The following is a 16,172-nucleotide window of genomic DNA, read 5'->3' as shown; positions in this document are numbered from 1 at the left end:
TATGTAGACAAATCCGGCTCGATACGGGCAGGAAAATTTTTGTTGTTGGTTGGAGGAAACGTATGGCAACCACCCCTGAAACCATGGAAAATCACGCTTTCGACGCAGATATGAGCTTCGAAAGCGCCCTTGAGAACTACCTCAGCTCCGACTTCGGCGACCTTGAAGAAGGTTCCATCGTCAAGGGCGAGATCGTCCGCCTCGGCGACGACTACGTTCTCGTCGACGTGAACTTCAAGTCCGAAGGCCAGATCGCTGCCAACGAATTCAGGGATGCCAACGGCGACCTGATCATCGGCGTGGGCGACCGGGTAGACGTCTTCGTCGTTCGCAAGAACGAGATGGAAGGCACCATCACCCTGTCCTACGAGAAGGCCAAGCGCATGCAGCTCTTCGACCAGCTCGAAGAAGTGCAGGAGAAGAACGGCGTCATCAAGGGTCGTATCGTTCGTCGCATCAAGGGTGGCTACACCGTCGACCTCGGCGGTGTGGAAGCGTTCCTGCCCGGCTCGCACGTCGACCTGCGCCCCGTGCCCGACATGGACGCGCTGGTGAACCAGGAATACGAATTCCGCGTTCTCAAGATCAACCGCCGCCGCAGCAACGTCATCGTTTCCCGCCGCGTGCTCCTCGAAGAGGAACGCGACTCCAAGCGTCAGGATCTTCTGCGTACCCTCGAAGAAGGTCAGGTGGTCAAGGGCAAGGCGAAGAACATCACCGAGTACGGCGTGTTCGTCGACCTCGGCGGTCTCGACGGCCTGCTGCACATCACCGACATGTCGTGGAAGCGCATCCGTCATCCCAAGGAACTGGTCTCCCTCGGTCAGGAACTGGAACTCAAGGTTCTCTCCTTCGACCGCGACAGCCAGAAGGTCTCCCTCGGCATGAAGCAGCTGGTGGCCGACCCGTGGCAGGACATCACCGCCAAGTTCCCCGAAGGTCTGCGCGGTCAGGGCAAGGTCACCAACCTTGTCGACTACGGTGCCTTCGTCGAACTCGAACCCGGTGTGGAAGGCCTGGTGCACATCTCCGAGATGTCCTGGACCCGCAAGCTGCGTCATCCTTCGCAGATGGTGCGCGTGGGCGATGAAGTCGAGGTGGTCATCCTCGGCGTCGACCCCGACAAGAAGCGCATCTCCCTCGGCATGAAGCAGGTCAAGCCCAATCCTTGGGAAGTCGTGGCCGAGAAGTACCCCGAAGGGACCATCCTTGAGGGCGTCATCAAGAACATCACCGAATTCGGCATGTTCATCGGCATCGAAGACGGCATCGACGGCCTCATCCACGTGTCCGACATCAGCTGGACCAAGAAGATCCGTCATCCCAACGAGATGTACAAGGTCGGCGATGTCGTGCAGGCCAAGGTGCTCACCGTCGATCAGGAGAACGAGAAGTTCACCCTCGGCGTGAAGCAGCTTGCCGAAGACCCGTGGAGCCGTGTGCCCGCCACCTACCCCGTGGGCACCCTCGTCACCGGTAGCGTGACCAACATCACCGACTTCGGCCTGTTCGTGGAAGTGGAAGAGGGCATCGAAGGCCTCGTCCACGTCTCCGAAATCAGCCAGAAGAAGATCAAATCTCCTTCCGAGATCTACAAGGAAGGTCAGGAGATCCAGGCCAAGGTCATCCATGTGAGCGCGGAAGAGCGTCGTCTCGGCCTCTCCATCAAGCAGCTCAAGGATGAGGAAGAGCGTCGCAAGCCCAAGGAGTTCCGTTCCGGTTCTCCCGAAGTGGGCGGTCAGACCCTTGGCGATATCCTCAAGCTGAAGCTGGAAGAGGATGCAGCCGACAACTAGGCTCTCTTTCAGCCAGCGGCATCCGTTCATCTTCGGATTCCTGCTCATCATGGTGGCGGTGGCCCTCTTTACGGGGGCCACGGCCACCTTTCGTCATTTGACCGATGCTGGCTCCTTCGGGGGCCCGCGCATCGGCATCGTGCGCATCGAAGGCATGATCGGCGATGTACGCAAGACACTGGAGTGGATGCGCAAGCTTGCCGAAGACCGCACCGTGCGCGGGGTGCTGGTGCGGGTCGACTCGCCCGGCGGGGCTGTCGCCCCCTCGCAGGAATTGCACGATGCCGTGAAACGGCTTGCTGCCGACAAGCCCGTCGTCGTCTCCATGGGCAGCCTTGCCGCATCTGGCGGGCTCATGGTCTCCACGGGTGCCACCCGCATCGTCGCCAACCCTGCCACCATCACGGGGTCCATCGGCGTGAAGATGGAGATGCCCAACGTGCAGGGACTCATGGACAAGATTGGCGTGGCACGGCAGACGCTCGTCTCCGGCGACCTCAAGGACGCCGGTTCGCCCTTCCGCGCCATGTCCGAAGCGGAACGCGCCTACTTTCAGAGCATCATCATGGAGATGTACGGTCAATTCGTGAGCATGATTGCCGAAGACCGCAACATCCCGGTCGAGAAGGTGCGCAGTTTCGCCGACGGGCGCATCCTCACCGGGTCGCAGGCACTTGAACTGGGGCTGGTGGACAAGCTTGGCAGCGAAGCCGCAGCCATGGACGTGCTGCTTGCCCTTGTGGACCTCAAGGGTGAAAAGCCCGTGTTCATCGAACCGCCCAAGGAACGGTCGTGGGTGCGCGAGGTGCTCGAATCGGCACTCGGCATCGCCCCGCCGCAGAACATGGGCCAGCCCGCCTTCCTGTATTACTAGCCTGGCGCCACCGGGCGTCCTGCACGCTTCGAAGTCACCGCCGTCACCCGGCGGGCACGGGCAGGGGGCTCCGGGCAAGTCAGTCCTCCTCCATGCCGTCTACCGCCTGGGCGTGTTCTCCTTGCAAAATACCGCCGTCTGCGAAGACTCTCTTCGGTGACGCCGTGCGGAACCCATGGTACCATTGCACACCACACGGAGGTCAGGCATGAGCGTGCGCGCAAGTGGCATCCTGCTGCATTTCTCCTCGTTACCATCCGTCGGGGGCATCGGCGACATCGGCCCTGCGGCCCATGCCTTCGTGCGCCTCTTGGCGTCGGCGGGCCAGTCGTGCTGGCAATTCCTCCCCCTCAATCCGACATCGACGTTCATAGGCAACTCACCCTATTCGAGTCCCTCGGCCTTTGCGTGCAATCCGCTGTTCATCAGCCTTGAACGTCTCGCCGACGAAGGGCTGGTCTCATGGGCCGATATCGGCGACCTGCCGGGGGGTGTGAGCGAAGGCGGCGCACTTTCGCGTGTCGACTATGAGGCGGTGGACAGCCACCGGCGCCGGGTCTTGCGCGCCGCCTACGAACGCAACCGTGGTGCCCTTGCCGTTGATGGCGGTTTCCGTGACTTCTGCCGTGCCGAGGCCCACTGGCTTGACGACTATGCGGCCTTCGTATCCATCAAGTCCGCCCATTCCGGCGCAAGCTGGGACGAGTGGCCCGAGAAGCTGTGCAGGCGCGACCCTGCGGCACTGGGGCACTGGGCCGCCAGCGAGTCGGTGGAGATGGACTATGTGCGCTTCGAGCAATATCTCTTCCATCGCCAATGGCGTGAACTTCGCGCCGTCGCCGCCAATGCGGGGGTGCGCCTCATCGGTGACGTGCCCATCTATGTCACCTATGACAGTGCCGACGTGTGGGCTGCGCCGCACTTCTTCAAGCTGGGTGAAGACCTGCGACCAGTCACCGTGGCGGGGGTGCCGCCCGACTATTTCAGCGAGACCGGGCAGCGCTGGGGAAACCCGGTGTACGACTGGGATGCGTTGAGGGCCGACGGATACCGCTGGTGGGTGCGCCGGCTGCGCCGCAACCTTGCCTTGGCAGACATGGTGCGCATCGACCATTTTCGAGGCTTCGCGGGTTTCTGGGAGATTCCTGCGGAGGAGGCGACAGCCATCAACGGTCGCTGGGTCAGCGCGCCGGGTATGGAACTGTTCTCCGTGCTGTCACGGGCGTTGCCGGGCTTGCCGTTCATTGCGGAGGACCTCGGCGTCATCACGCCGGATGTGCGCGAATTGCGCGACACCTTCGCCCTGCCGGGCATGAAGGTGCTGCAATTCGCCTTCGGCGGCGACCCGGCATCCAACCCTGACATCCCCTTCCGGCATGTGGAACGTTCGGTGGTCTATACGGGGACGCACGACAACCCGCCCACGCGGGCGTGGTTCGACGCCTTGCCGGACGGCGACCGGTGGCGTTTCGAGACCTATGTCGGACACGAGGTCGGCTCTGACCGGGCGGCGACGGTCATGCAGCGTCTGGCGCTGGGCAGCGTGGCGGGGCTGTGCCTCTTGCCGTTGCAGGATGTGCTCGGGCTTGGGGGTGAGGCGCGCATGAACATGCCCTCCATCCCGCAGGGCAACTGGTCATGGCGCATGCTGCCGGAACACATGGAACTCCGACGCTATGAGGCGCTGGCGAGGATGACGGCCCTGTACGGACGTTGCTGACGCCGTCCGGTCGCGTGGATGCTGCGCGCATAGTTTGCACCGTCTTGTGAGCGGGCGGGGGAGGGCGGCATGACTCGGCCTGTCGGTTCGTCGTCACCCGTTCTCTGTTGTGCGTTTCGTGTTGCCCGCTTTCCGTTGTCGATGCATGGTGCCGATGCCTGCGGCATCAGGTCACACGCGCCTGCAGCGTCGCCTCTATGTGGTGGCACGGCACCCCATGCGCAAGCCGTCCGGTATGTCGTCATGACGAGGCTTCGGAATGTGCACAGGGGCCTGCCGTGACCGCGAGTGCAGTGCCTTCTGAAGGGCCTTTCCACCATTTCTGCATCAAGAGGGTTGACCGTGAAGAAGTTGTACGTGGCGATGGTCGGACTTCCGGCACGTGGCAAGTCGACGCTGGCGAAGCGCATCCGCGAAGGGCTCGAGGCAGAGGGGCTGCGCGTCGGCATCTTCAATAACGGCGAGTTGCGGCGCACCCGCCTCGGGCGCGACTCCACGGCACCGGAGTTCTATCATCCCGACAATGCCGAAGGGCGGGCCCGCCGCGAAGAGTTGGCGCAAGAGAACGTGGCCCATGCACGCGCCTTTCTCGCCGGGGGCGGCAATGTCGCCATTCTCGATGCGACCAATGCCAGCCGTGCCCGCCGTGCCATGCTGGAGGCACGTCTCACGGACCACCCGTTGCTGTTCGTGGAATGCCGCAACGACGACCCGGTGCTGCTTGAAGCAAGCCTCGAACGCAAGGCCGCCTTGCCGGAATTCGCCGGAAAGACACGGGCCGAGGCCATTGCCAGCTTCAGGCAGCGTATGGACTACTACGAGCGCATGTACGCCCCGCTGGAGGATGAGTGCTGCTGGGTGCGTGTCGACTCGGTGCAGAATCGCATCCTCGAGGAACGTCTTGGCGCGCGCGTGCCCTTCTTCCACCGTATCCGCGACATCCTCGTCTCCGACTGGGTGCGCAACCTCTATCTGGTGCGCCATGGCGAGACGACCTACAACGTGGAAGGACGCATAGGCGGCGACCCCGAACTCACGGCGCACGGCAAGGAACAGGCCGACGCGCTGGCACGGCATTTCAGCCGGGTCGAGGTCACGCACATCTTCACCTCGACGCGGCGACGTTCGTCCATGACGGCGGCACCGCTCAAGGCCGCCCGTCCGGACTGCCGTATCATGGCACTGCCGGAGTTCGACGAGATCGACGCGGGGCTGTGCGAGGGAATGCGCTACGAGGACATCCAGTCAGAGATGCCTGAACAGTATGCGGCGCGCATGCGTGACAAGTACAACTACGTCTATCCGCAGGGGGAGGGCTACGTCACCTTGCGAGAACGGGTGGAGAGGGGGCTCAAACGGGCACTCTTCATCGCGGGCGACGCACCGGGTGTGCTGCTCATCGGGCATCAGGCGATCAACCGCATGATTCTCTCGCACTTCCTCTACCGTCGCACAGAGGACGTGCCGCACATCTACATCCCGCAGAACCAGTTCTACCATATCGTGGCGACGCAACGTAAGAAGCTGTTCGAACTGGTACCCTTCATGTAGGGGCTGGCGTCCGGGCGGGAATCGGCTTACAAGATGCGGGCGGTGTCGATGCCGTAAGGCGGTCGACGAGCACGGTCGACCGTCAGCGTTCGTAGCGGTCGACATGGTGGTGAAGGTGGCGCGCCGGGCACGGTCTGCTCATGGTGCCTGTGTGCCGCTGCAAGCCGGTGTGCCGGGGCCTCCCGGTGCAGACGTCTCCGTCTCCCGGAACAGGGCGACGGATGGCCATCGGGCGAACGGTCGCACGCTGCAGGCGTGCACATGCCGGCGCATCCGTTCCCGCCCCCATGTCCCGTGTTAGCTGGCAGCCCTGCTGCAGGCCCGCCCCCCAGGCCGTTCGGCGGGGGCACTCAAACCCCACATCTATGCACCCGACACGCACAAGCTGTCTTACGCATCTCACAGAGTCTCCGGAATGCGGTTCCGGTCTGCGCGCCTATACCATCGACGCCGTCCATGACGGCGAGGTGGTGGGCAGGCTGCGCGGTTTCGTCATCCACTACCACTCGCTGGACATGGTGGGCGACCTCGCGGGCGTCTCGCACGACGACCTGCGCGAGGCCGTGGAGGCCGTGCGCTTCGCCATGGCTTCGACCCACGACGCCCCCGTCTCCTATGTGGACGTGCTACTGGTGGCGCCCAAGGCCCGGGGTGGCGACGTGGCCCGCCAACTTCTCGAACGGTCGTGGCTCTATGGCGACTGCGGCGTCTCGCTGCTGCGCCCATGCCCTCTGCAGTTCTGTATCGACTGGCTGCGGCCCGAAGACAGGGCACTGCTGGGCCGGGTACGCATCGGCGGAGACCCGAAGCGCTCGCTGGAGAGCCTTGAACGGTTCTATGCCCGCGTGGGATACGGCAGGCTGCCCGCCACCGACTTCTGGTGGCGGATGCTCCCGGCCCGTCTTCCCGTGTGAAGTCGGAGAATGATGCCTGAAGCTGCCGTTACGTGGTGGCTTCAGGTGCGTTGCCGCACATCATGGTGCCAGCCGTTGAGCGGTGCACAGCATCCTTCGCCCGCATGGAGTTCTGTGAGGTCGACGCCGGAAGGCTCGTCTCGGATGAGGCGGCATATGTAACGCCTTGCCGGGTCGTGCCAGAGCAGTTCGGGGCATCGCGGAAGGTAGCCGTGCAGGTGATGCGATACGCCGCACTGGTTGTCGAGGCAACACCAGCCGCAGCCTACGCATGCATGAGAGGTCAGGGGAGAACCGTGAACAGAGTCATGAACGCCATTCCCTTGTGGTGTGTGCGTCGGGCGGCATCGAGATGTTGCCGCGCGAGCCTACCATACGCTTTGCCCGTGTCACGGCAAGTCTGAACAGGCAGGGATGCCTGCAAGGGAACCGCCCGGTGCACGGTGCGCCGGGCGGCCGGACCGTGCGGAGGAGACGCGCCGCACGGGTGGACGGTGCTGGAAGGCTCCCGCCAACCCGGTGGATACGGGATGACGGGGGCTGCATGCAGCCTAGTGGCGCGGTACGTCCTCGTAGCCGGTGAACATGGCCTTGATATGTGCGGTGAGCGTATGGCCGGTGGTGGTCATGTACACATGCACGATGACGAAGGCGAGAAAGGCGAAGGCCCCCACCGTGTGCAGGACGGCCACCACCTGAAGGGTGAGCGCCCCGGCGAAGCCGAAGGCGGGCCACTGGTTGTAGGTGTAGTACAGGAAGCCCGTCACCATCTGGAAGGGCACGAGAACCGACACGATGCCAAGGTAGGTGAGCCGTTGCAGGGGGTTGTGCTTGCTGCGTTCGCTCTTGGGCACCGGATGCGGCTCACCCTTGAAGATGCCCGAGACATAGTAGCGGACCACGTCCATGAGCTTCAGGAAGGTGGGCACATAGTGCTTCCACTCACCTGTGGTCGCCATCCAGAAGACGATGAAGGCGTAGAGCACGAACCATGTCCACGCACAGGCGTTGTGCACCGTGAAGGCGGTTTCGAAGCCGAACAGCCTGTACGTGCCGTGTATCTCGAAGCCCGTGACCAGCAGCACGAGGATGAGCAGTGTCTGCGCCCAGTGCCAGAAACGCTCGAACCGGGTGTAGAGGTAGAGTCTCTCGGTGTTCATGGCGCTCTCCTATCCGTCGTTGCGCTTGCGCGCGTTGAGCCGCAGTATGCCGTGCACGGTAACGGCGCACAGTGAACCGATGACGGCGATCCAGCCGAGGGTGTCTGCGGCACTGCTGGCGTCACGTCCTGGCATCCATACACCGCCCACACCTGCCAGACGTCCCGCCGGGCTGTGGCAGTCGGCGCATTGCAGGGCCTTCTCCTTGGGGGCCACCATGTGCGTGATGGGATAGTGGTAGGCCGTCTCGACGAAGGTGTACTTGCCACTCCACGGCAGTCCCACGGCCTTCTGCCCGGCCTCGATGGCCTTGGCCCAGTCGTAGGTCTTCCAGTAGGCGGCGTCGTCCTTGCCGAAGAGGTGCGGTACCACGAAGGTCTTCAGTTCAGGGTCGAAGGGCTGCTTGCCCCGGTGTACCTTGAAGGGCATGATGCGCGCGTTGGGGTCGTCGGGCGAGCCGATGACGCGGTTGATTTCGACGGGCTTGGCGGGGTCGACCTTGTCGGTCAGCAGCAGGTAGTCCATGCGGCCCCCGTACCACTTGTATTCGGGCACGACGTTCTGTTCCCACCTGAAGTCGCCCTTCTGGGTGTCGTAGACGGGCTTCCCCAGCGGCCCCTTCTCCTTGTAGTTCTTGCCGTCCTTCTTCTTGCCTGCGGTAGACCAGTCCCACCACATCTTGGTGGGGATGGCACGTGCATAGGCCGGGATATGGCAGGTCTGGCAGGCGACCTTGTCCGTATGGTCGTTGGCCTTGTGTCCGGCCTTGTGCGGCGTGGCGGTATGGCACGATTCGCAGGCGATGCGCTTGACCTGGTCGTCCTGCACGAGGCTCTTGCGTTCGGTGAAGGCGGGTTCCTTGTAGGTGCGTCCGGCTATGAAATGCACATCGGTGGTGTGGCAACGCTGGCAGGTGAAATTGGCCCCCTTCACATCCATATGGACGTCGATTTCACGCTTTGGCGTATGCAGCGACGAGTCGAGGTCGCCGTGCTTCACCGCGTCTCCGCCCCCGCCATAGAAGTGGCAGTTGCCGCAGTTGTCGCGTGTGGGTCTGCCCACGGCGGCGGCGACGGCGTTGTAGTCGGGCGGGTCGAACTGCTCTTCGCCGAACTTTGTCGGTTCGGATACGGGCATCCCCGCCATGGTGGGGAATTTCTTGTAGGTGCCTGTGCGGTCGTGGCAGACGAGGCAGTCCACGTTCTCCTGCGCCGAGAAGTCGAAGTTCTTGTCCTTCCAGCCGTAGCCTGCATGGCATGAGGTGCAGCGTGGCTCGTTGGAAGGTACGGCGATACAGAAGTTGTTGAAGGTGATGCCGCCCTTGCCCATCTTGCGGGTGGGGTCGGCCGGGTCTAGCCATGTCCAGTGAATGGTCTTGTGTACCTGAAGGGCCGCCTGATTGTGGCACGAGAGGCAGGCTTTGGTGACCTCCTGCGGCGAGGCGAAGGGTTGTTGCAGCGCGGGGTGCTTGCTGTGGTCGGCGGTGATGTGATGCTCCGGCAACTTGCCTACGAGGCCTGTGGCACCGGGCGGTACTTCCGCAGCCCATGCGGAAGCACCCGGCAGCAGCAGGGTCAGGGCGAGCGCCAGCACCGCCAGCCGCTGACGGCGGGGGAACGAGGCGTTGGCGTTGTGCATGTGATCCTCCTTCATTGCATGACCCCGCACTATGCGGGGGGACGTCCGGCGGGTGGGCGGGGGCGGGTCCATGCCGTGCGCCCCGTGAAGGCGAAGACGAGCGCAACCGCGCCCAGCGCAACGGCGAGGCCGAGGTGAGCGAGGTCTATCCATAAGGTCAGCAGGGGGCTGAAGCTCACGTCGGGCAGGTTCTTGAGCACACGCAACACCCCGGTGCCTGTCAGTCCGGCCACAAGCCCGAGACGAAGCCAGCCCTCGCGGGTGAGTGCCGGGAAGGCGCGCTGCCGCAACGCCCTGCCGAGAAGCCAGCCCCCGAGTCCAAGCAGCAGGGCTGCGAAGACGTAGTGCATGCGGTGCGTGACGTGGAAATCTCCTGTCCATGCCAGCCCGGGCAGTGCCGTCATGCCGTAGCGTGCGGCGATGGGCATCTGCATCAGCCCCGTGAATCCCAGCACGATGGCGCACGCAAGCCAGATGGCGCGGACGGCGCGAGACGTGGCAGGGGGGAGAAAGGCATGGGGTGTGATGGTGTCTATTGGGGTGGGGGCTGACAGACGGTGGGTGGCAGCCCGTCCGGGCTTCCCCATGGCGTGTGAAGAATGTGCGCCGGGTGCGTCGCTATGGGCCGCTTCGCGTATGTCGGCGGCTACACGCAGCATGGCGGCACCGAATCCGGCCAGGGGCGCGGTGGCAGCCACGGCGGCAAGGCGGGTCTCGTCGCGCATGGCATCCGCCACGGGGGCGAGGTGCGGCCTGCCCGGCCCCTTGGGGATGGCAGCGTCCAGCAGCCCGAAGGGCACGGGTGAGAGATAGATGGTGTTGGTGCCGCCGTTGTCGTCAAGCCCGTAGAGGTGCCAGCCCCTTTCGGCGGCAAGTCGCTTCGCTTCGGCGATGATGGCGTCACGGGGGCCGATGGTCTGCACGTCGTAGGGGCAGGCTTCGATACAGGCGGGTATGCCGCCGCGGGCGGTGATGTCGGCGCAGCGGTCGCATTTGTACATGACGCCATTGCCTGCGAAGCGTGGCATGAGGTCGAGGTACAGCCCCACCCCCGATTGCCGCTGCGGAATGTGCCAGGGGCATACTGTGCGGCATTTGGCCCCTCCAAGACAGGTGGAGGCCTCGATACTCACGGCACCGGAGGTCTCGCGCCGTGCCGACCCCCACGGGCACAGGTTGGCGCAGGGCGGGTTGGCGCAGTGCAGGCAGCGCCGGGGCAAGTGCAGCTCGCGCGGGCCTTCCGGCGTATCGACGGTGGCGGACTGGATGTACAGCCAGTTGTAGGGGGTAAGCCTGTCGTCCACGTCGCGCCTGTCCGACCAGTCTTCGTTCTTCGTCCCGGCGGGGACGAGGTCGGGGAAGGGCTTTATCGGTTCGGGGTAGCGTGCGCCGTTGCGCTCATGGCATGCCTCGACGCACGCACCGCAACCGACGCAGCGGTCGAGGTCATAGAGGGTGGCATAGACCGTGGGCGTCTTGCCGGATGACGCTCCCGGCATCGCCGGAACGTCCGCCCGTGCGCCTGCGGGGAGGGCGAGGGCCGTTCCGGCGATGCCGAGACCGCCAAGGAAGCGGCGGCGCGAGATGCGCTTGCCGCGGACTGCTGTAGATGCTGACATGTCTCCTGTTGTCTCCTCATGGAAGGGGTGAACCGTCCGCATGAAAGCAGAGCAGGAACTGTGCCTGAAGAGTTTGATAATCATAACATGCCGGAATAGCGTGTCTGTTATTATCTGCGGTGGCCCCTTGCATCGTGGAGTGCGACGCGGTACTTCGAAATATGCAGCACATGACGCATCATGATGTGCATCAATCGATGCATCATCTGGTGTGATCCGTGTTGCCGCCGCTTGCCCTCTCAGTGGGCATGGGGGAGGCTCACCGGCAATGGATGCAAAGGCGCAACAGGGAGGAGGGGCCATGCATGAGACCGACCCGCGTTTTCTTCGCGGCATCATCGACACCCTGAACGAGGGGCTGGTCTTCGTCGGACCCGACGGACGCATCCGCATGGTGAATCCGGCGCTGGAGCGGCTGACGGGCTTCACCCGTGATGAACTGGTGGGACGCGCGTGTTCCGTGCTGCAATGTGATGCCTGTGTCCGGCAACGCAAGGATGGCGGGGCGCACTGGTGCCGCCTTTTCGACCGCAAGGGCGAGAACCGCAAGCGGTGCACGGTGCGCCGCAAGGACGGTACGGTGGTTCCCGTGCTCAAGAACGCCCGCGTGCTCACCGATGGACAGGGAGGCGTGCAGGGTGCCGTGGAGATCATCACCGACCTTTCCGAACTGGTGGACAAGGAGCGCCGTATCGAAGAGCTTTCGCGCCTTCTCGGGTCGGAGGAGGGCTTCGCGGGCATGGTCGGTGCGTCCTCAGCCATGCATCGTACCTTCAGGTTGCTTGAACGTGCCGCAGAGAGCGATGCCCCGGTGTTGTTGCTGGGGGCGTCTGGCACGGGCAAGGAACTGGCTGCGCGGGCGGTGCACGAACTGGGCAGGCGACGCAACGGCCCCTATGTGCAACTCAACTGTGCGGCCCTCAACGAGAATCTGCTTGAAAGCGAGCTGTTCGGTCACGTGCGCGGTGCCTTCACCGGGGCGGTACGCGACAGGCAGGGACGGTTCGAGGCAGCCCATGGCGGAGACCTCTTCCTCGACGAGATAGGCGACCTGCCCCTGCCGACGCAGGTGAAGCTGTTGCGCGTGCTTGAGACCAAACGCATCGAGAGGGTGGGCGACAATCACCCCCGTGAGGTGGACGTGCGCATCATCGCCGCCACCAACAGGAATCTCGGCGCGCTCGTGCGCGCGGGGCGTTTCCGTGAAGACCTGCTGTTTCGCATCAACGTCATTCCGGTCACGCTGCCTGCGCTGGCTGCACGGCGTGAAGACATTCCCCTGCTGGCGGCCTTCTTCCTGCGTGCCATCACCGAACGTGACGGTCGCAAGGCCGGAGGGCTGACGCCGGCGGCCCTGCGGCATCTGGTGGCCTATACATGGCCGGGAAACGTGCGCGAATTGCGTAGCGCCATGGAGTATGCCTGTGTGGTGGCGGGCGGAGGTGACATCGACGCGGAACATCTCCCGCCGCACATCATCGACGGGACGCCGGAATGCGGGGGGCATGCGCTGGCTGCCACCGTGGCCGAAAGGACAGGGCCGGATGCCGCACAGGAGGCCCCTGCGGATGAGGTGCGCCCTGATGCCCCAGTGCGTGTTGCCGGGCCCGGTGCCGGTGGGGGCACGCAGGGTCGGGCCGGTGAAGTCGGTGCTGTTGCCGCGATACCTGTCGTGTCCGCTGTGCCCGTGGTGCCCGCTGTGCCTGTTGTGACCGACTCCGGCCCCGACCATGAGATGATGTCGGTGGACGCCCATGACCGCGTGATGTCACTGCCCGGCACTTCCGGCGAGGCTGGCACGCCGCCGCCCGCCATGGCGGACGCCTTCCCGCCAACGCAACGCGAATTGCGCGAAGGAGAGGAGCGAAGGCAGCTTCTTACGGCGTTGCGTCGTGCACGCGGCAATATCTCCGAGGCGGCGCGCCTGCTTGGGGTATACCGGGGGACGGTACGTAACCGCATGGCGCGTTACGGCATCGACCTTCACCGCGAGGTGAAAGGATGAGTGCGGGCCGATGTGAGGCCGTCAGGGATGATGAGGATATCGTACGGTTACGGCGATGCTCTCCCGTAGTGGACAGTGGCCCCCGCGCGGCGGTATAGGGGCCACTGCGGGCATCCGTGGGCCCGTGGCGCAGGGCGACCTGTCATGCCACGCCCCGCCAGCCCGGCGAGGGTATTGTCCCTTCCGGCTGTTTCCCCGTTCGCCAACCACTTGCGAGGTATCCATGCCCGGACATCCGAACAGATCCTTCACGCGCCCTGCGGCCCTTCTCGCACTCGTGGCGTGTCTTCTTCTTGCAGCCTGCGGCGGCAAGCAGCCCGAAATGGCGGCTTCACCCATCGACGACCCTGTGGTGGAGAAACCCCTGCTGGACTATCTGTCCACCCATGACGGCGGTTCATCGGCGACGCTGGACGACCCGGAATTCGGCAAGTCCATCCGCGTCTTCGTCGAGGGTTCGTTCCTCTCGGCGTCTGGGCAGGAGTGCCGCCGGGCCACCTTGCTGACCCGTGACGGGCAGGCAGAGGTCGTTGTCGCCTGCAAGGGCGATGACGGTACATGGACGATGGCCCCCCGCATATGGGGGCAGGGTATCGGCCAGTAGATGCACGTCGGGCGTCACCGCCCTTGTGTCAAACCCCATGGCCGCACACTGCCCCGGCCATGACCGGAGTGGCTTCGAATATGGAGCCCTTCGGCCCGGCGGAGGTCTGCCACTGCCTGTGGAGGTCCTGGTGCTGACCGACGCCTGCCAGCTTTTGCAGGCCTGCCCGCGTCAACGACGGGGCAGAGGTGATGGCGGATGATGGCTGCTGCGCCGTTTCGGTGCAGGGCTCATGCAGAGTCGACTCCGGGCGAAGTCGCCCGCGACATATATGACGGAGGTAGCCATGCGTGGCGTCCTTGCCTTGTTCTTCGGGCGGTCAGCCCTGACGCTGACCCTTGCCCTCCTTGTGTCTGTATTCGTGGCCGTGTCCGGTGACATGGCCCATGCCGTGACGGCCGATGCCAAGGCGGCCCCGCAAGCCGACATCGCGCCCTTCGGGGCGAATCTCTTCCAGGGCAATTTCGCAGCAGCCCGCAGTGGCGACACCCGCGAAATCGTCGCTGGCGACCGTCTGGTGCTGCGCCTCTGGGGTGACCGGTCGTTCGATGGTGTGCTCACCGTCAACGAGGCCGGAGATGTGGACATCACCGACGTGGGGCCGGTGCCCGTGGCAGGTCTTGCACAGGCCCAACTGGCCGATGCCATCAAGAGCAAGCTGAGTGCCACGGGGGTCGAGAACGTGCAGATGTACGTGACACTGCTCGACAGCCGTCCCCTGTCCGTCTTCGTGACCGGGTTCGTGCTGCGGCCCGGCAGGTATACCGGAGGCCCCGGTGACATGGTGCTCGCCTATCTCGACAAGGCGGGCGGCATCGACCCGCGGCGTGGCAGCTATCGCAACATCCGCATCATGCGCGACAACGCCGAGGTGAGCCGTTTCGACCTCTACCCCTTCGCACTGCGTGGTGAACTGCCGCGTTTGCGCCTGTTAGACGGCGATACCATCGTCGTGGGCGAGAAGGGGCCCGCCGTGGCCGCCACCGGCGAAGTGCGCAACGTCGCACGGTTCGAGTTCCGCAAGGGCGAGGCGATGGGGCACAACCTCTCGCTCATGGCCGACCCCAAGCCCACGGCATCGCACGTGAGCCTTGTGGGGACCCGCCATGGTGCGCCCTTCAACCTGTACCTTCCGTTGCGCGATTTCGACACCATGCCGCTCGAGGATGGTGACAACGTGACCTACCTCGCAGACATGCCCGGCGATACCATCATGGTGGAGGTGCGTGGTGCCATTCGCGGGGCCTCGCGTTTTCCCGTGAAGCGCAACGCCCGCCTGCGTGACGTGCAGCAGTTCATCGCCGTCGATCGCGACAGGGCCGACCTTCAGGGGCTGTACATCAAGCGGCGCAGCGTCGCCGAACGGCAGAAGAAGGCCATCGAAGAGGCCTTGCGCCGCCTTGAGCAAAGCTCCTTCACGGCCACATCTGCCAGCGCGGAGGAAGCCCAGATTCGCAGCCACGAGGCCGAGATGATCTCCAAGTTCGCCGAAAAGGCGCGCAACGTGGAGCCCGACGGCATCGTCGTGGTGGGGTCGGGCGGCAAGGTCGCCGACATCGCCCTCGAGGATGGCGACGTCATCGTCATTCCCGGCAAGAGTGACGTCGTACTCGTCACGGGTGAGGTCGTCATGCCGCAGGCCATCGTCTGGGCAGGTGACAAGCGCCTGAAGGACTATATTCGCGGGGCAGGCGGCTACTCGAACAGGGCGGACACGTCGAGCGTGCTCATCGTGCGTCCCAATGGCGAGGTCTTCCGGACGGGCGATACCACCATCGCACCCGGTGACCATCTCATGGTGCTGCCGCGCTTCGATTCCAAGAACATGCAACTCGTGAAGGACATGTCGCAGATACTGTACCAGATTGCCGTGGCGACCAAGGTCGTCGTGGGGTTGTAGGGGCGGCATGTACAGGCTGTGCAAGGCGTTTGACACGCGCGCGGCTTTCCTTTAAGAGCATACTCCCTTGGGCGGTTAGCTCAGCTGGTAGAGCGTCGGCCTTACAAGCCGAATGCCGGGGGTTCGATCCCCTCACCGCCCACCACGAGTACAAAAAGCACTTGCAGCGTAACAGCTGCGAGTGCTTTTTTCTTGGCTCATGCCGTTGTGCCTAGCCTGTGCAAGAAATGAGAACCCAGACCCGCCAAGATGGGGGCGAATCGCCCCTATTTGGCTCGCATACCCCGTCAAATCCTCCTGATAGCCTCTCAGAGGTAGACAGAAGAGCGCACTCCGTCTGCTCGGTGACCGCTTGTACGGCTGTGTCAGGAGGATACCCACTCTGTGCGAC

The 16,172-nt window shown here is 64.2% G+C and carries 11 protein-coding genes and 1 tRNA gene; 9 read left to right on the top strand and 3 right to left on the bottom strand.

The features are described 5' to 3' along the window. Nucleotides 1-62: 62 nt before the first annotated feature. The 5 genes from DVU_RS14810 to DVU_RS14790 all read left to right on the top strand — a co-directional run bounded on the left by DVU_RS14810 (nt 63) and on the right by DVU_RS14790 (nt 6,855). Nucleotides 63-1,796 carry a 30S ribosomal protein S1 gene (locus tag DVU_RS14810; RefSeq protein WP_010940408.1) on the top strand — a complete coding sequence of 578 codons (1,734 nt, stop codon included), beginning with the start codon at nt 63-65 and terminating at the stop codon, nt 1,794-1,796. Further along, entirely contained in the window at nt 1,780-2,670 is an 891-nt protein-coding gene (sppA, locus tag DVU_RS14805) for a signal peptide peptidase SppA (protein ID WP_010940407.1), read from the top strand. The genes DVU_RS14810 and sppA overlap by 17 nt, the downstream gene beginning before the upstream one ends. Nucleotides 2,671-2,878: 208 nt before the next feature. After that, complete coding sequence (malQ, locus tag DVU_RS14800) at nt 2,879-4,390, top strand: 4-alpha-glucanotransferase (RefSeq protein WP_010940406.1); 1,512 nt, start codon at nt 2,879-2,881, stop codon at nt 4,388-4,390. Between the two features lie 342 nt (nt 4,391-4,732). Next, the gene (locus DVU_RS14795) at nt 4,733-5,941 is read left to right on the top strand and encodes a bifunctional nucleoside/nucleotide kinase/histidine phosphatase family protein (RefSeq protein ID WP_014524622.1); all 1,209 of its coding nucleotides are present in this window, start codon (nt 4,733-4,735) and stop codon (nt 5,939-5,941) included. Between the two features lie 365 nt (nt 5,942-6,306). Beyond that, a complete protein-coding gene (locus DVU_RS14790) occupies nt 6,307-6,855 on the top strand; it encodes a hypothetical protein (protein ID WP_014524621.1) in 549 nt (182 codons plus the stop codon). 551 nt (nt 6,856-7,406) lie between these two features. Here the strand turns inward: DVU_RS14790 and DVU_RS14785 are convergent. The 3 genes from DVU_RS14785 to DVU_RS14775 are packed head-to-tail and all read right to left on the bottom strand — an operon-like array spanning nt 7,407 to nt 11,272. Beyond that, nucleotides 7,407-8,015, bottom strand: coding sequence for a cytochrome b/b6 domain-containing protein (locus DVU_RS14785; protein ID WP_010940403.1), 609 nt, complete (start codon nt 8,013-8,015; stop codon nt 7,407-7,409). A 9-nt stretch (nt 8,016-8,024) separates the two neighbouring features. After that, nucleotides 8,025-9,653, bottom strand: a complete 1,629-nt coding sequence (locus tag DVU_RS14780; RefSeq protein ID WP_010940402.1) for a tetrathionate reductase family octaheme c-type cytochrome — start codon at nt 9,651-9,653, stop codon at nt 8,025-8,027. A 29-nt stretch (nt 9,654-9,682) separates the two neighbouring features. Further along, nucleotides 9,683-11,272, bottom strand: coding sequence for a 4Fe-4S dicluster domain-containing protein (locus tag DVU_RS14775; RefSeq protein ID WP_010940401.1), 1,590 nt, complete (start codon nt 11,270-11,272; stop codon nt 9,683-9,685). Nucleotides 11,273-11,573: 301 nt separating this feature from the next. On the opposite strand from DVU_RS14775, the gene DVU_RS14770 reads away from it, so the two are divergent. The 4 genes from DVU_RS14770 (at nt 11,574) to DVU_RS14755 (ending at nt 15,926) form a co-directional block, all read left to right on the top strand. Then, entirely contained in the window at nt 11,574-13,277 is a 1,704-nt protein-coding gene (locus DVU_RS14770) for a sigma-54 interaction domain-containing protein (RefSeq protein ID WP_010940400.1), read from the top strand. Between the two features lie 223 nt (nt 13,278-13,500). Continuing rightward, on the top strand, nt 13,501-13,881 hold the full coding sequence (locus tag DVU_RS14765) for a lipoprotein (protein ID WP_010940399.1): 381 nt from the start codon (nt 13,501-13,503) through the stop codon (nt 13,879-13,881). A 286-nt stretch (nt 13,882-14,167) separates the two neighbouring features. Beyond that, nucleotides 14,168-15,781 (top strand): polysaccharide biosynthesis/export family protein, encoded by a 1,614-nt coding sequence (locus tag DVU_RS14760; RefSeq protein ID WP_010940398.1) that lies wholly within the window; start codon nt 14,168-14,170, stop codon nt 15,779-15,781. A 69-nt stretch (nt 15,782-15,850) separates the two neighbouring features. Beyond that, nucleotides 15,851-15,926 (top strand) — tRNA-Val (locus DVU_RS14755). The last annotated feature ends 246 nt before the right edge of the window (nt 15,927-16,172 follow it).

This window comes from Nitratidesulfovibrio vulgaris str. Hildenborough (genome assembly GCF_000195755.1).
In the GTDB taxonomy this organism is placed as follows: Bacteria; Desulfobacterota; Desulfovibrionia; order Desulfovibrionales; family Desulfovibrionaceae; genus Nitratidesulfovibrio; species Nitratidesulfovibrio vulgaris.
The sequence above is the reverse complement of the archived record's forward strand: the minus strand, read 5'-3'. Positions and strand labels throughout refer to the sequence as shown.

Coding starts and splice junctions, on each gene's coding strand:
- DVU_RS14810 (WP_010940408.1), top strand. CDS start 63: ATGGCAACCACCCCTGAAACCATGGAAAATCACGCTTTCGACGCAGAT.
- sppA (WP_010940407.1), top strand. CDS start 1,780: ATGCAGCCGACAACTAGGCTCTCTTTCAGCCAGCGGCATCCGTTCATC.
- malQ (WP_010940406.1), top strand. CDS start 2,879: ATGAGCGTGCGCGCAAGTGGCATCCTGCTGCATTTCTCCTCGTTACCA.
- DVU_RS14790 (WP_014524621.1), top strand. CDS start 6,307: ATGCACCCGACACGCACAAGCTGTCTTACGCATCTCACAGAGTCTCCG.
- DVU_RS14785 (WP_010940403.1), bottom strand. CDS start 8,015: ATGAACACCGAGAGACTCTACCTCTACACCCGGTTCGAGCGTTTCTGG.
- DVU_RS14780 (WP_010940402.1), bottom strand. CDS start 9,653: ATGCACAACGCCAACGCCTCGTTCCCCCGCCGTCAGCGGCTGGCGGTG.
- DVU_RS14775 (WP_010940401.1), bottom strand. CDS start 11,272: ATGTCAGCATCTACAGCAGTCCGCGGCAAGCGCATCTCGCGCCGCCGC.
- DVU_RS14770 (WP_010940400.1), top strand. CDS start 11,574: ATGCATGAGACCGACCCGCGTTTTCTTCGCGGCATCATCGACACCCTG.
- DVU_RS14765 (WP_010940399.1), top strand. CDS start 13,501: ATGCCCGGACATCCGAACAGATCCTTCACGCGCCCTGCGGCCCTTCTC.
- DVU_RS14760 (WP_010940398.1), top strand. CDS start 14,168: ATGCGTGGCGTCCTTGCCTTGTTCTTCGGGCGGTCAGCCCTGACGCTG.